This window comes from Robertkochia flava (assembly GCF_020166515.1).
GTDB lineage: Bacteria > Bacteroidota > Bacteroidia > Flavobacteriales > Flavobacteriaceae > Robertkochia > Robertkochia flava.
This window is the reverse complement of sequence record NZ_JAINZT010000005.1, coordinates 410,935-426,593: the sequence shown is the minus strand read 5'-3', so window position 1 is coordinate 426,593 and position 15,659 is coordinate 410,935. Positions and strand designations below refer to the sequence as shown.

At 45.0% G+C, this 15,659-nt stretch carries 11 protein-coding genes, 2 tRNA genes and 1 pseudogene; 5 read left to right on the top strand and 9 right to left on the bottom strand.

Annotation, left to right across the window (positions count from 1 at the left end):
• Window positions 1-57: 57 nt before the first annotated feature.
• Window positions 58-135: transfer RNA gene (locus K7R11_RS08385), tRNA-Pro, on the top strand.
• A 320-nt stretch (window positions 136-455) separates the two neighbouring features.
• Here the strand turns inward: K7R11_RS08385 and K7R11_RS15030 are convergent.
• Window positions 456-587 (bottom strand): hypothetical protein, encoded by a 132-nt coding sequence (locus K7R11_RS15030; RefSeq protein WP_262899794.1) that lies wholly within the window; start codon window positions 585-587, stop codon window positions 456-458.
• 211 nt (window positions 588-798) lie between these two features.
• Between K7R11_RS15030 and K7R11_RS08380 the strand changes: the two genes are divergently transcribed.
• The 3 genes from K7R11_RS08380 (at window position 799) to K7R11_RS08370 (ending at window position 5,265) form a co-directional block, all read left to right on the top strand.
• Window positions 799-3,411: an immunoglobulin-like domain-containing protein gene (locus K7R11_RS08380; RefSeq protein WP_224490084.1), complete on the top strand. Its 2,613-nt coding sequence runs from the start codon at window positions 799-801 to the stop codon at window positions 3,409-3,411.
• 157 nt (window positions 3,412-3,568) lie between these two features.
• On the top strand, window positions 3,569-4,879 hold the full coding sequence (locus K7R11_RS08375) for an OmpP1/FadL family transporter (RefSeq protein WP_224490083.1): 1,311 nt from the start codon (window positions 3,569-3,571) through the stop codon (window positions 4,877-4,879).
• A 309-nt stretch (window positions 4,880-5,188) separates the two neighbouring features.
• Window positions 5,189-5,265 (top strand) — tRNA-Pro (locus tag K7R11_RS08370).
• A 958-nt stretch (window positions 5,266-6,223) separates the two neighbouring features.
• Here K7R11_RS08370 and K7R11_RS08365 read toward each other — a convergent pair.
• The 6 genes and pseudogenes from K7R11_RS08365 to K7R11_RS08340 all read right to left on the bottom strand — a co-directional run bounded on the left by K7R11_RS08365 (window position 6,224) and on the right by K7R11_RS08340 (window position 12,910).
• Window positions 6,224-8,479: pseudogene (locus tag K7R11_RS08365) on the bottom strand (xanthine dehydrogenase family protein molybdopterin-binding subunit).
• A gap of 61 nt (window positions 8,480-8,540) precedes the next feature.
• Window positions 8,541-10,802, bottom strand: coding sequence for a xanthine dehydrogenase family protein molybdopterin-binding subunit (locus tag K7R11_RS08360; RefSeq protein ID WP_224490082.1), 2,262 nt, complete (start codon window positions 10,800-10,802; stop codon window positions 8,541-8,543).
• A 23-nt stretch (window positions 10,803-10,825) separates the two neighbouring features.
• Complete coding sequence (locus K7R11_RS08355) at window positions 10,826-11,287, bottom strand: (2Fe-2S)-binding protein (protein WP_224490081.1); 462 nt, start codon at window positions 11,285-11,287, stop codon at window positions 10,826-10,828.
• Between the two features lie 93 nt (window positions 11,288-11,380).
• Complete coding sequence (locus K7R11_RS08350) at window positions 11,381-11,965, bottom strand: flavodoxin family protein (RefSeq protein WP_224490080.1); 585 nt, start codon at window positions 11,963-11,965, stop codon at window positions 11,381-11,383.
• Between the two features lie 17 nt (window positions 11,966-11,982).
• Window positions 11,983-12,429 (bottom strand): nuclear transport factor 2 family protein, encoded by a 447-nt coding sequence (locus K7R11_RS08345; protein WP_224490079.1) that lies wholly within the window; start codon window positions 12,427-12,429, stop codon window positions 11,983-11,985.
• Between the two features lie 28 nt (window positions 12,430-12,457).
• Window positions 12,458-12,910 (bottom strand): nuclear transport factor 2 family protein, encoded by a 453-nt coding sequence (locus K7R11_RS08340; RefSeq protein WP_224490078.1) that lies wholly within the window; start codon window positions 12,908-12,910, stop codon window positions 12,458-12,460.
• 211 nt (window positions 12,911-13,121) lie between these two features.
• On the opposite strand from K7R11_RS08340, the gene K7R11_RS08335 reads away from it, so the two are divergent.
• Window positions 13,122-14,027, top strand: coding sequence for a helix-turn-helix domain-containing protein (locus K7R11_RS08335; protein ID WP_224490077.1), 906 nt, complete (start codon window positions 13,122-13,124; stop codon window positions 14,025-14,027).
• A gap of 45 nt (window positions 14,028-14,072) precedes the next feature.
• On the opposite strand, the gene K7R11_RS08330 is transcribed toward K7R11_RS08335, so the two are convergent.
• Together K7R11_RS08330 and K7R11_RS08325 are read right to left on the bottom strand one after the other, a co-directional pair.
• A complete protein-coding gene (locus K7R11_RS08330; RefSeq protein WP_224490076.1) occupies window positions 14,073-14,504 on the bottom strand; it encodes a putative quinol monooxygenase in 432 nt (143 codons plus the stop codon).
• 236 nt (window positions 14,505-14,740) lie between these two features.
• Window positions 14,741-15,328, bottom strand: a complete 588-nt coding sequence (locus K7R11_RS08325) for a phosphatase PAP2 family protein (protein ID WP_224490075.1) — start codon at window positions 15,326-15,328, stop codon at window positions 14,741-14,743.
• Between the last annotated feature and the right edge of the window lie 331 nt (window positions 15,329-15,659).

Below are 15,659 nucleotides of genomic sequence, written 5' to 3'. Positions count from 1 at the left end.
CTTTCTTGGTTAAATCAAAAATTGTCTTATTTTTGCACTCTCCTTTAAGGAAAACCACGGGGTGTAGCGTAGCCCGGTTATCGCGCCTGCTTTGGGAGCAGGAGGCCGCAGGTTCGAATCCTGCCACCCCGACCAGAAAAGCCGAACAACAGATGTTGTCCGGCTTTTTTTATGCCCTGAAGCGTTGCAAGCCCGCTTGCATAAGCGCAAGGGCATAAAAAAACCGGCACAGGGCAACGCCCTGGGCGGCTTTTGTGAGTCACCTCCCCCTAAGGATCACGAGGTTAGCTTTGCTAACCGAGTAATCCTGCTCTCTATTTCCCGGTTTCATCAAACAAGGCATAAAAAAACCGGCACAGGGCATCGCCCTGGGCGGCTTTTGTAAGTCACCTCCCACTAAAGATCACGAACAAGAAAACGGAGTGCGAATAACCCAGCTCCCTTCCGTCAGCGCTTTAGACATAATCCTCCAGGCACCGGCTGGCCGCATCGCTAAAATAGTCTACCCACCTTTTTATCACGCCCGGTTCTTGGCCCACAATACCATCCTTTAGCAGAAATGCAAACCCGGAGTTCAGAATCTTCATAAACATGATAATTTTGAAGGTTTTTTCGCCGATGAAAATCAGATAAAATTGGCATTATTTTAGTCCGGGAACCGCTCGTCTAAAACGCATCGATTTCGGACCATTTAAATTTTGTAATTACCTGATTATGTGTAATTTAGAACACCATATACTTACTCCCCCTAGACTGAATTACTTGTGCTGAATAACGCGCTTATTCCAACCTAAGACTATGAAGAAGATTCAAACGAAGAGAGGTTTCTTTCCATTTCCATTAATTTCCGGCACCGCAATATCTCATGAACACTTTGCCTTTTTAGTTCTCTTGGTGTTTCTAAAATGTGGACTACTATCGGCACAAACCACCTATTATATTGCCAGTGAGGGAGACGATACCGCAGATGGCCTGACCCCTGCCACAGCCTGGGCAACCATCAACAAACTTAACAATGTCAACTTCAAACCGGGAGACAGCATTCTTTTTAAATCCGGGGATATTTTTAACGGGCAGCTAAAACTGGATGAAAACGACGGTGGAGACCCTACAAGAATCATAAGCGTTTCTTCCTTTGGCACAGGGTCCGCTACCATAGCTGCCGGTAACGGCATCGGAATCTGGATCGAAAACGGAGAAGGGATCGCTATCACCCGGCTTCATATCCAGGGAAGCGGGATGGAAACCAATTCCAGGAGCGGAATCCTTTTGCGAAACACCCTGGAGGGAAATTATAAACTATCCAACATCATTTTAAGTAAACTGGAAATAAGCGGATTTGGAGTAGATGGCATAACCATTTCCGGGCTTTCCGGGAATTCCGGATTTGACAAAGTGCTAATTGACCAGGTAAAAGTTTATCAATGCCTTGATGCAGGAATTAAGGCAACCGGAACCTTTTCCCAGGTTAAACAAGGGTATTCTCATTCCAACATTACGGTGAGGAATACGGAAGTTTTTGATATTCCCGGATATGACAGTGAAGTGCATTCCGGAAGCGGAATCGTGATCTCGGATGTACAAAACTCCGTTATTGAGCACAGTACGACCTACAATTGCGGATACAACAATACCCAATGCGGGGGCCCTGTAGGCATCTGGTATTACGATTCGGATCAGGTTACTATTCAATACTGTGAATCCTACAACATTAGTTCCGGAACGGGTTGTGACGGCGGAGGTTTCGATCTTGACGGAGGGGTTACCAACGGGATAATGCAGTACAACTATTCACATGACAACGACGGTTCGGGATTTCTCATCGGCCAGTTCATCGATTCGCGCAGGATGAATAATATTACCGTACGGTATAATATTAGTGAAAATGATGGCCGTACCAATGGCGGGGGGATCTACCTTTTTAACCTCAACCCGGATTTTCCACCCGAAAATATCAGCATCTATCACAACACGGTATATACGGGAAATATGCCCGATAATCCGGAGCATGCCGCAGCAGGAGTTTTAGATCATCTTAGCACCGGAAGCGGAGTATATTTTGCCAACAACATTTTTTACACCATGGGGAACACGCCCTTTATCAGCGTACCCAAAAACTTTCCGGTAAACCTGGTCAATAACCTGTATTATTCCCAAGGGCAATCGCTCTGGAAGTATCACGGTACCACCTACAATACCCTGGAAGCTTTCAGAACCACAGGTAATGAACTTATAGACGGCCTTCCGGCAGGATTGTATACCGACCCTGAATTAAACAATCCCGGGAAGGGAGGTACCGTTGGGTTCGGGAATGATCTTCAATCCCTTGATGCCTATCAACTCTCCCACCGTTCTCCGGCTTTAAATACTGCCATCCCCATTCCTGACAATAACAGTGAAACCGATTTTTTCGGAAATCCAGTCCTGTTGGGACCACTTTCAGATATCGGGGCATTTGAACTGGACGATAAGACCCCTCCGGTAATATACCTGAATGGCGACAATCCATTTGTTTTGGAGGCCGGAGAGAACTTTGAAGATCCCGGGGCCTATACTGACGATGGTTCTGAGGTGATCCTGGATACCAGTCCCCTCCTGGAGGAGGTTGGCACCTACGAGGTGATCTACAGCGCTACGGATCTGTATGGCAATACTGCGGAAGAAATCCGGACCATCGATGTGATCGACACCAGGGCTCCTGAGATCGCCTGTGATGAGATGTTTCTTGAACTGGGGCCCGATGGACAGGCAGTGGCGGATGATGCATTTCTCAGGGCACACATAACCGATCCCAGTGCGTTTGACCTGGAGTTTGAAACTGCAGTTTTCACCTGCGAATCCAAAGGTTCTCAAACCATCATGGTGAAAGCCACCGATATTCACGGGAACAGCAGCAGTTGTATGGCTAATATCCAGGTGGTGGATCTTAAAGCACCTCGTCTGATCACAGAATCCAAGTCTTTACCCCTGCTGCTCTATGTAGCGGAAAAGGAAAAAACCGAAGTTCCAGACCTCAGGCCATTGATCGTTGCAGAGGATAATTGCGCGTTATCTGAGGACCTGATCATCACCCAGTCTCCCCCTGCAGGGAGTATGCTTCGGGAAGGGGAATACGACCTGGAAATAACCATTTCAGACAGTTCAGGAAATACGATCACAGCATTCTTTCCCCTGACCATCCTGGAGGGAATCCCTGATGACGGCCCCTTGTTTATCTACCCTAACCCTGCAAAAAACCGTATTAAATTCAATAAGGAGGTGGTACGCACCACCATTTTTGATCTTAAGGGAACCCGGATTCTGGAGTCCTACGACCCCTCTATAGACCTTTCCTTCCTGCAGGAGGGAATCTACCTCCTGGAGGTCATTACCCCGGAAGGCACCTTTTTCAGAAAGGTTGCCAAACAATAGGTGATGCCCTGGGCAACCTCTGTTACCACCGGAAGGTCAAAGAAATTGCTTCTATGATAAAAGTCATGCCCTTAAAGGTTACTTCCCACTAATTTAGTAGGCAGATCCACCCCAATAATGTTTTTTGAACACAGTATAAATCAAAAACAGATTCGCGATGAAAAAACTATTATTCACCATGTTTTCGCTCCTGGCCTCTTTCGGCTTATATGCCCAGGCAGGACATATCATGCAAGGCGTCGGAGCCAAAAACATGTCAATGGGTGGAGCCGCCACCGGACAAGCCCTGGATATTTCAGGTGCCTTACACTGGAATCCGGCAGCGATAACCACATTTGAAGGTTCACAATTTAAACTGGATATAGGGATCTTTTTTTCTGATCCCGAACTGCGCTCTACCGTACCGGAGATCAATCCGCAAACGGGACAACCTACGGGAAACTTTTTAAGCGGCGTTACCAATGATGATCGGGGCGCCTCCCCCATGCCCGCCCTGGCATTCGTTTGGGGAAAGGAAGGTAGCCGTTCCAAATTCGGGGTTTCTGCATTCGGGATTAGCGGCTTCGGGGTTACGTTCCCGGAAAGCATGACCAACCCCGTTAATGCGCCCCAGGAATTTGGAGGGTTCGGAAGAATAGAATCCGACTACCTGCTCTTTCAACTGGGCTTTACCTGGGCCTACCAGTTAACGGACCGCATCTCCTTTGGGATACAGCCCAATTTCAACTTTGCGGCCCTGGAACTCATTCCCAATCCAACAGCGAACCCGAATGCGTCCGGATATCCCTCCGCAGACCGTGCTTCTGCCTTCGGCTATGGGGCTCAATTTGCAGTGTATTATGAAAGTCCTGTTGGCTTTAAGGCGGGAGTATCCTATAAAACTCCTCAATATTTCAGCGATTTCAATCTCGACAATACGTATCTGGACAACAGCCAGGAAGAGAACTCTTTCAGAATGGATTATCCTTCTATCTTCTCTGTGGGACTTGGGTATTCTTTAGGCAATATCGATCTGGCCCTTGACTACCGACTGGTAAACTATGAAAATACCGAAGGATTTGAGAAAGCCGGATGGACCCAAACGGCTTCGGTACGCGGATTTGGCTGGAAGAACATCAACATCATCTCTGCGGGAATACAGTATAAGGGCATAAATAAATTACCCTTACGGGTGGGATACACCTACTCCTCCAACCCTATAACCTCAGAACTGGCCTTCTTCAATATCCCGGCAACGGCGATTATAAAGAACGCCTATCAACTTGGTTTAAGTTATGAATTTGGAACCCGCTTCATAGTCGATGCTGTGTTTCATTACGGAGACAGCAGCGGCTCAACTTCCGGCCCTGCTTTGAATCCTATGTTTATATCCAATGATAATCCTTACGGAGCTGTTCCCGGTACAGAGGTATCTTATGATATGACCACCTCTATGATCCAGGTTGGGGTCAGCTATCGTTTTAACTAAATTTTCTTAATTAATTGGTTGTTATCCCCCGGATGCTTTCAAAATCTACCGGGGGATATTTTTTTGGTAAAACGGGCTTAAAAAAAGGTCTTGTGAATTTCATGATGACCCTCAGACACTTACAAAAAGTGTCCTTGCAGAGGGGAAGAAAATCTTGAAAAAAGCTATTGTAATTTTGAATAAACGTTTATTTTTGCAATCCACTTTTCACCCATGATGAAGTGGATTTTCGGTTACTGATATGAAGTTAAGTTCACACCGGAAAGTTTAGGTTTAATGATTTTACATAAAACAGCTCCGGCTGTTTTTCGGGATGTGGCGCAGTCTGGTAGCGTACACGCATGGGGTGCGTGGGGTCGCAGGTTCAAATCCTGTCATCCCGACCAAAAAAGCCCGACAGGAAACTGTCGGGTTTTTTTATTCCCTGAAGCGTCAAAAGCCTGACTGTCGTCAGACAGGCTCGCTTTTGTAAGCGTATGGGGATAAAAAAACAGGCCACACGCCAGTGTGGTCAGGGCTTTTTTGAGCAACATCTCTCCGCATGGATCATGAGTAACACGAAGCGTTACGAGTAATCCCCCCCTTCCGTCAGCGCTATTAACGCTGCCACCTTCCCCCGGCTGGGGGAAGGTGCCAATTCTTTTATAAAGCGTATAGAAAAAACCAGGCCACACACCAGTGTGGTCAGGGCTTTTTTGAGCAACATCCCCCTATCTGGATCATGAGTAACGCGAAGCGTTACGAGTAATCCCCCCTTCCGTCAGCGCAATTAACGCTGCCACCTTCCCCCGGCTGGGGGAAGGAGCCAATTCTTTTATAAGGCTTATAGATAAAAATTAGTCCACACGCCAGTGTGGTCAGGGCTTTTTTGAGCAACATTCCCCCTACCTGGATCATGAGTAACGCGAAGCGTTACGAGTAATCCCCCCCTTCCGTCAGCGCAATTAACGCTGCCACCTTCCCCCGGCTGGGGGAAGGAGCCAATTCTTTTATAAGGCGTATAGAAAAACCAGCCCACACGCCAGTGTGGTCAGGGCGTTTTTGAGCAACATCCCCCTACCTGGATCATGAGCCGAAGGCGAATAATCCGGAGGGGGATGTAAGGATGTAGAGATATCACAAGAAAGTTTAAAAAGGGCTTTTCCAGTGTAATAACCACCCCGGCCCTCGACTACCCCTCCTTCAAAAAGAGGGGGTATATTTATTTCCAAAATCAACGGTATTGTATGCCCACACCTGTATCACGGCCCTGACGCAAGAAGGGAAGTAACCCTTGGGTAACAGGTGACAAGTAACAGGTGACAGGTAACACGATAGGCCTGGTAATCCTTAGCCACCTCACCATTAAACATCCTCACTATCGAGTGTAAACGGAAGTTTATAAAATCTTTGGCCGGTTGCCTGATAAAGTGAATTGGCAACAGCAGGAAACACCGGCGGGAAGGTAGGCTCCCCAAGACCCGTAGGATCAATTCCATTATCCATAAAATGTACCTCGATCTCCTTAGGCGCCTCGCTCATGCGGATCATCCGGTAGGTGTCAAAATTGCTTTTAGATGGCACACCATCATCGAAGGTCATCTCCCCAAAAAACGCATTGCCTACTCCATCAACAATACCTCCTTCGGCCATATTCCTTGCCGAGTCCGGATTTATCACGATTCCACAGTCCAGGACACAGGTAACCTTTTCGACAACCGGAATATTATCTTTAACCTTCATATAAAGCACCATAGCGGCATAAGAGTTATGACAAAAGTAAGCTGCCATACCACGGGACAGATCTGAACTCTTTTCAGCCCAATTTGACTTCTCCTTTAGCGTTTTCAGCACCTCAGCATACCGTACCGGATCATAATCATTCTCCTCTCCCACAGGATCGGAAATTGCGCGGCCCAGAAGTTCCAGGCGAAAATCCATAGGATCCTTCCCGGCAAGTTCCGCTACCTCATCCAGGAATGACTGTTCTGCACAGGCCATAAAATTGGAACTGGGAGCACGGAAAGACCCAACAGTGATATTGCTGTCAATGGTCCATTCTTCAGCCAAATAATTCTCTACAGTTCCGGCAGGGAACCGATTCTCCCACAACGGACTTTCAGGAATTCCCCCGGCATTTACGTGGTATGCGATCAGCTTATTATTGGCATCCAACGCCGCTTTGAGCTTTACCAAATAGGAAGGACGATAGATCCCATCGGTCATATCATCTTCCCGGGTATATATCAACTTCACCGGAGCCTTCATTCTTTGTGAGATCAAAGCTGCTTCTACCATCCAGTGTGCATAGGAGCGCCGACCATAACCGCCTCCCAGACGGGTCATTTTAATATCGATATTCTCAAGCGGCATACCAAGTCGCGCAGCTAATGTCTGTTCTGTAAACTCCGGCTTCTGCAGCGGACCTATTAACTCAGCCTTATCCTCTTTCACGTCAGCAAAGAAATTCATCGGTTCCATGCAATTATGAGCCAGGAAGGGTGCCGTGTAGGTTCTTTCTATGGTCTTCTCGGCATTCAGGAAGGCTTTTTCCGGATCACCATCCTTACGCATAACTGCGCCGCCTTTATTCGCCATTTGTTCCATCCGGGCATAATGGTCTGATGTATTTTCTAACCCCGAAGGTGTATGCTGTTCCCATGCCGTTCCGAACCGATCTCTTTTTTCAGTCTTACCCTGAATAGGCTCACAATTGATCTTAAGTGCCTTTTTAGCCTGCATGACCTCCCAGGTGGAACCTCCCACTATGACAACAACTTCGTTAAAGGTACGGGTATCGAAAAACGTTTTCACATAATCCTCATTGTACACTTTAATCTTGAAAATATCCCTTATTCCTGGCATATTTTTCGCAGCAGAATCATCTATGGATCGAATCTTTAATCCAAATGCCGGGGGATGAACGATCATTGCGATCAGCATTCCTTCACGGTAGGTGTCCATACCGAACAAGGGTTCGCCGGTAACTATTTTTAACCCATCTACATTTTTTCTTGAAGTACCAATGATGGTAAACTCTTCTTTTTCCTTTAGTGCCACTTCTTCCGGTACTGATAATCCAGCAGCCATAGATGCTACTTCACCATAGCCTAAAGACCTGTTGCTCGGCTCATGATAAAGCACCCCTTGCTTCGTCGTTATTTCATTTGATGGAACCTACCAAACAGAAGCCGCCCCGTTTATAAGCATTTGCCTCGCAGAAGCACCTGCCAGACGCAAGCCCGGCCACCCCCTTCTGATGGCCTGACTTCCACCTATAAATTGAAAACTAAAAGCATCTGTGTTTAATGGTGCTTGTTCCACAACAACTTTCTGCCAATCAACGTCCAGTTCATCTGCAATGATCATCGGCATGGAGGTTTTTACATTTTGTCCGCCTTCAGGATTGGGCGACACTATGGTGACCACACCATTCTCCCCTATTTTCAAATAGGCATTCATCTCAAACCATTCATCCGGCATATCGTTTACCGCCATGGTTTTGGACTTTTCAGGAGTGCAGGAATTCAGGATACTAAAACCAAGAACAAGACCGCCACCAGCAAGGCTGCTGTTTTTAATAAATGCCCTTCGTCCTATTTTAGTCCTAACATCCTTCATATATCAGTCCTTTATAATTGCTATATCCATTTTAGTTACCCAAGATTTCGCTATAAGGCGCTTATCCCAACAGTTCAGAATGATCTGCATTAAATGGCTGGTGATAATACCTGCGTCCGGTAGCCTTATAGAGTGCATTGGCAAGCGCTCCAAAAACCGGTGGAAATGGGGGCTCTCCCAGTCCTGTGGGGTCGACCTCATTCTGCACGAAATGTACCTCTACCTGCTTCGGCGCCTCCGTATGACGGATCATTCTGTATGTATCAAAATTGGTTTGCTCGGGTTTACCGTCCTTAAAAGAGAGCACACCATACATGGCGTTCCCAACACCGTCTATAATCGCACCCTCTGCCATATTAGCAGCAGCATCAGGATTGATCACAATACCGCAATCAATGGCACAAACCACATTCTGCACTACAGGCCTGTCCCCTTCCATTACTATATCCAATACGTGAGCCGCATAACTGTTATGGCAGAAATAGGCTGAAACCCCACGAGACACTCCCGGTTTGGGCGTATCCCAGTCTGATTTCTCCCGTACTAATTTAAGCACCCCCGCCAGGCGATCAGGATCGTATTCGTTTTCCTCCCCTACAGGGTTGTTCTTTGCTTTCTCGAGTAATTCCAGGCGAAAATCAATGGGATCTTTACCTGCAGCTTCTGCGACCTCATCCAAAAAGGCTTGTTCTGCTCCGGCCATAAAATTGGAGCGGGGTGCCCGGAAGGCTCCAATGGTGATATTCGATTTGATGGCCCATTGTTCCGCAAGGTAATGCTCTACTGTTCCTGCTGGGAATCGATTAGGAAACAACGGACTTTCCGGAACCCCTCCTGCATTCACATGAAAAGCAATTAATTCATTATTTTCATCGAGGGCTGCCCGATAGGTAGCATAATAAGATGGGCGATATATCCCGAAGGTCATATCATCCTCGCGAGTATAAATAAGCTTTACCGGTGCCTTTACTTGTTGAGAGATCAAAGCAGCCTCAACGGCATAGTGGCCATATGCCCGCCTTCCGAATCCTCCACCCATTCGGGTAAGTTCAATTTCTACTTTTTCAACAGGAATTCCCAAACGGGCAGCCACCGTGGTTTCGGTTAATCCCGGTGCTTGAAGTGGTCCGGCAAGGTGTGCTCCTTCGTCCGTAACATTAGCAAAGAAATTCATCGGTTCCATACAATTGTGAGCCAGAAAGGGACAACTGTAAGAACGCTCTATAACATTGTCGGCATTCCTGAAAACCTTTTCGGGATCACCATCCTGTCTCATTACTGTCGATGCTCTGGATGCCATTTCCTTCATCTTAGCATAATGGTCAGTGGTACTTTCTAACCCTCCTGGCACTTCCACCTCTACTTCGGTTCCGAACTGATCCATTAAATACTTAGAATCGGCTATCGGCTCCCACTCTGCTTTCATCGCCTTTTTAGCATTCATTACCTCCCAGGTGTTTTTACCTACGATAACCAGTAGATCAGTGAAGGCATTGGTATCAAAGTATCCGCGCTTAAAGCCGTCTTCCAGGGTCTTAATCTTAAAAACATCAACAATGCCCGACATAGCGCGAACACTTTCATCATTGTAAGATTTTAACTGTAAACCAAAAGCTGGTGGGTGCTCCACCATAGCCACCAATGCCCCTTCGTATTGATAATCCAAACCGAACAATGGCTTTCCGGTTACGATCTTTTTATTTTCAACACTTTTCTTAGAAGTACCGATTATCGTAAAGTCCTTTACATTCTTTAATGGCACTTCTTCAGGAACCTCCATGGTGGCTGCTATGGAGGCCAACTCTCCAAATCCTGCCTTTTTCCCGGTCTGCTCATGAGTCAAAATTCCTTCGGCAACCGAAATTTCAGAGGCGGGAACATTCCAGGTTTTGGCAGCGGCCGCCACTAACATGGCTTTGGCTGTAGCACCTGCCAAGCGAAGGCCTTCCCAACGTCTGCGAATTCCCTGGCTGCCCCCGGTGAATTGCCATCCATAATCTTCCGCATTAAAATTGGCCTGCTCCACGATCACATCCTGCCAATTTACATCCAGCTCATCAGCAACGATCATCGGCATGGCGGTAATAACACCTTGTCCGAACTCAGGATTGGGAGCCATAATGGTTACCAACCCATTATCACCTATTTTTAAATAGGCGTTCATCTCAAACCATTCCTCAGGCATTTCTTTAACAGCCATGGACTTCTCCTTCTCTGTGCTACAGGAATTCAGAATACTGAACCCAAGAATAAGCCCACCACCTGCCAAGCTGGTATTCTTTATAAATGCTCGTCTTCCTATTTTGGTTTTTCTTATTGACATGGTCTTCTGTTTTATGAATTGGTTCAGGAGGTTTTTCCGGCAGCGATCTGCACTGCCTTTTTTATTCTGAGATACGTACCACACCTGCATATATTCCCGTTCATCGCAGACTCGATCTCCTCTTCGGTCGGATTCGGATTTTGCTTGAGTAATGCTGCGGCAGTCATGATCTGACCTGCCTGACAGTATCCACATTGTGGAACATCAACCTCCATCCAGGCCTGTTGTACCGGGTGATCACCATCTGCCGACAATCCTTCTATATTTGTAATTTTACTTTCCGCTACGGAAGAAACCGGTAAAACACAGGAACGAACCGCGGTATCATCAATATGAACAGTACAGGCACCACATTGTGCCATACCACATCCAAACTTGGTACCTACGAGCTTTAAATGATCCCGCAATACCCAGAGTAAAGGTGTCGAAGGATCTACCTCTACTTCAAGCCTCTTACCGTTTATGTTTAAAATATAATTTGCCATGATCTGTTATTTTTCTTCGTTATGGTAATTAAGGTATCTTTAGAAAGTTACGAACTTTAGGGGAATCAGCTCTAACCGTAAGCACCTCCCTTCTCATTTTAGTTTGAGTTGACCTAGCCAGATTTTTATTTCCCTTCTCACTTCCTCCTTCCGTTCACCTTCTATCGCTAAATAAACGCCCTCCTTTTCCAATCCACCTTTTACTGAATAACCCTCCAAAACAGTGCTTCGGGGGCAAAGTGAACGAACGGTATTAAAACCACTACCTACACCGTAACCCCCATGGGTATTAAATGGCACCAGCGTTTTCCCTTCAAAGGCATTATGCTGCAGGAAACTCTTCATAGGGGGTGGCATCTGCATATCCCAGGTAGGAAAGCCTATAAAAATGAGGTTATAGTCGTCAATATCCGGATGATCTTTAAGTGGCGGCAAAAAACCTGTTGTATTTTCTTCTGATACCTGCCTAACCATATCGAGATAATTGTCAGGATAAGGGGTAACCAACTCCAGTTCCATCAGATTGCCCCCAACCTCATTTTGGATCATTTCTGCCAACACTTTCGTATTGTTTGTTCTGGAAACATAGACGATCAACATTTTCCCGGATGAAACCACCTCCTCTTGCGGAAGTCCGGATGCCATTAGCAGTAATATGCAGGTCAAGAACATCTTCATCAGGTGCCGAATAACAATTATTCTGTTGTCAGCAATTTACTGAAGGTCAAATCTCCCAATTTCCATTGCCCCTCCTGTTTCACATATACCTCTGTAACCATAAAAGGGTTGGTTACTTCATTGGTTCCAACGACAGCAACCAAGGTAATTCGATTCCACAGGATGACTGTATCATCCATAACCTCTACCATCACTTCGTGCACATCTGCCTGTTTATAATGAATAAAACCGCTTCGGATGATCTCCAGCTCCCTGTCTTTTCCCCACGTACCACCCATATGCACGAATTTTGATTTATCATGGAAGAGTACTTCCAGACTGTCTGCATTCTTCTCTGCCATCCATTGCCATTTTTTGGAAGACAGTTCGGTAATTGTTTTTTCTAACTCCGAAGTCTGAGATAAAATCGCTTGACTACTGAATAAGGCGAAAAGAAGCGAAAAAAAGATCCTTTTTCTATTCATAAATATCATTCTTAAATTTTAAATCTTATTAATGTTCGATCTCGTGAGTATCCCTAACACTGCTAAAGGTAAGATCGAGTAACTTCCAATCGCCTTCCTGCTTTTGGTAGAACTCGGTTACAGTAAATTCATTGGTAACATCGTTTCCCCTGACGTGGGCAGTTAGCGTTATGCGGTTCCAGAGCACAGCTGTATGGTCTTCAAAGGTTTCCACCGCCACATCATGCACTTCGGCATTTTTGTACCAGATACTACCGGATGAAATAATCTCCAGCTCCCTCTCCTTCTTCCAGGAACCACTCATATGTACAAATTTTGATTTGTCGTGAAATAGATCAGCAAGTTTCTCAACATTCTTATCTGCCATCCATTCCCATTTTGCCGCTGAAAGCGCTTTGATTTCATCTTCAATGGTCGATTCCTGAGCAAAGGATACACTACTAATAGCCACTAAAAGTATCCCAAATAGTAATTTTTTCATTTTAATTGTGTTTTATCGTTTTTGGTTAATAAATGAGTTCGATAACACTATCCACTTCTATAGAAACAGACACTAAGTATCAAACATACCGATATTTACAGGTAAAGTATTGACCATATTTACGGAATCACTAACCATTTTTACAGGTATGGCATAAACAAAACAGATATTGACAAAAACATTACTTATTTTCGGAAAAACAAGACTTCAAATGCCGAACATTAAGAACCTCATAAAGATCGATGACTATTGTACCGGACTTCAATTAGAGACCTTGCATCCACTGGTTAGTATAGTGGATCTCTCTAAAGGGAAATGGCCGGGAACCTCGGATGTAACCTCCGTTCGCTATCACTTCTATGGGGTCTTCCTGAAGCAAGGGGAAAGCTGTGTTTTAAAATATGGCCGACAGAACTACGATTACCAGGATGGTACGCTGGTCTTTATAGGACCGGGACAGGTTGTTAATATCTCAAGAATCGATACCGATTACCAACCTTCCGGGTACGCCTTATTATTTCATCCGGACTTCTTAAGAGGAACCCATCTTGGAAGCATCATGGAAACGTATTCATTCTTTAGCTATGACAACCATGAAGCGCTGCACATTTCCCAAAGGGAGCGTCTGATCGTTCTCGATTGCTTCAATAAGATTCGCATTGAACTTTCACAAGGTATCGACAAGCATAGTAAGGCACTTATCCTATCTAACATAGAGCTATTCCTGAACTACTGTACAAGATTTTACGATCGTCAATTCATCACACGCGATAATGAGAACCTGAGCATTATTCAAAATTTTGAAAATTCCTTAAAGGCCTACCTTAAAACCGGCAAAGCAAAAGAATATGGAATACCCTCGGTTAAATACTTTGCGGATCAGCTTCACCTGTCTGCCAACTACTTCGGAGATCTGGTAAAAAGAGAAACAGGGGTTACTGCCCAGGATTACATCCAGATGAAGATTATTGATGCTGCTAAAGATATGATCTTTGATCCGGATCTATCCATCAGTGAAATTGCATATACGTTAGGGTTTAAATACCCTCAACATTTTTCCCGGCTCTTTAAGAAGAGGGTTGGGCACACACCTCAGGAATACCGGTCGATGAATTAAATATAGAATTGATATACCCCTTTAATTTAGAATAGCTAAGCCGTTTTACGACTTTAACTTAAGGAATATGGCACTCATGGATTCGGGGTCAATGGCTTCCACGTCTATCAGCTCTAATGATTTAACCATTTTTAGAGTAGTTCCCTTGTAATGCTTAAAGTGAGGCGTTTGCAGATGAGATTGGTAAGCTTCCTCACTTTCATAAATTTCCAGTAGCCTGATCAGATTTGGATTATCCTGTTGAAACATGGGATAGATACAAATAACACCGGGCTCTAATCGCACGGAGGCCTCTGATTCTTCTCTGAGAATAGACAAATATTCTTCTCTAAATTCAGGGGCTATTTCAATTTCAGCGATTCGCACTTTTAGTTTTTCAGTATCTAAGGACACATTCACTTGATCCTGATTTTTACAAGATTGTAAAAACGAAGAAATCAGAAGCGATAATGCGATAAATTTATGGAGATAGTTCATTGGTGTATTTTTAGTCCCATAGACCCCTTTAAATATAACACAAATCAAAATGCAGCGAAGCATGGTGAATGGGAGTAGGAATTCCGAAGTTTAACTTTCCTTAGAAATACGTTTAAATTCTTTAAAATGGACAATCGGAAGATTCTAAAGGTAAAAAATAACAGGTAAAAGGTGACGTGTTGCGTGTTACAACTAATATTCTGAACCAACCTGCACCAAAGACCCTTTTAACTTACCTAAAACTTATAGGTAAATCCAAGAAGGTAGTTTCCATCTTCGCTGTTGAAGGTAAGCTGCATATGTTCCTGCTGGTATTCTGTAGTGAACAACAGGTTACTGCACAACCCAATGGCCGCTCCGGCGGTTACATCCAGAAGATCGTGTTTATCAGCCTCCATTCGACTGGCTGCGGTGAATCCGGCAAGCAGGTAGGCCGGAATACTGTATTTAAATCCGTAACGCCTGTGCAGATACCCTGCACTGTGAAATACCACAGAGGTATGACCTGAGGGAAAGGCATGGTTATCACTCATGTCCGGACGTTCTTTATCTATGGCGAGTTTTAAGCCGTATGTAACCGCTCCTGTAAGCACAATACCTTTTGCAAACTGCCAGGCGCCCTTTTTATCCCCAATGATAAAACTACTTCCCAGGGTGGTAACCGGCAGGGCAAATCTTATCACATCACCGACCACCTCTACTGTGCCTGCTTCAGAGGTGTCAGCCCCGGATTCCTGCCCATGTATTACACTTAAATTCACCATAAAGAGCAGAAGCAAAACCCTGAATAGAATAGTACTGACGGTCGTGTGGTGATTTCGCATCTTTATGGTATCTCTTGTGTATAAAATGTCTTTAATATCTATGATGAACTTCGGCACATCACACTCTCGCCCATGGATATTTCGTATAAATTACAAGAAAAATCATTTTATCATTTAAACCTTTTACAGATATCTTCTTAAAAGACAGATGAACTCTGCAAAATGAATCTTTATCTATCAAAATGGAAACTGGTTTGAGCAGAAAGGACTATTAATTTTAAACCAGAAACAGAGCAACCCTATTCAGAAATTCTCAAACTGCCAACTCTATACTGCTAACAAAAAAAGGCCATCCTTTTCAGAACAGCCCTTTCATTAGCAACAATCAAAA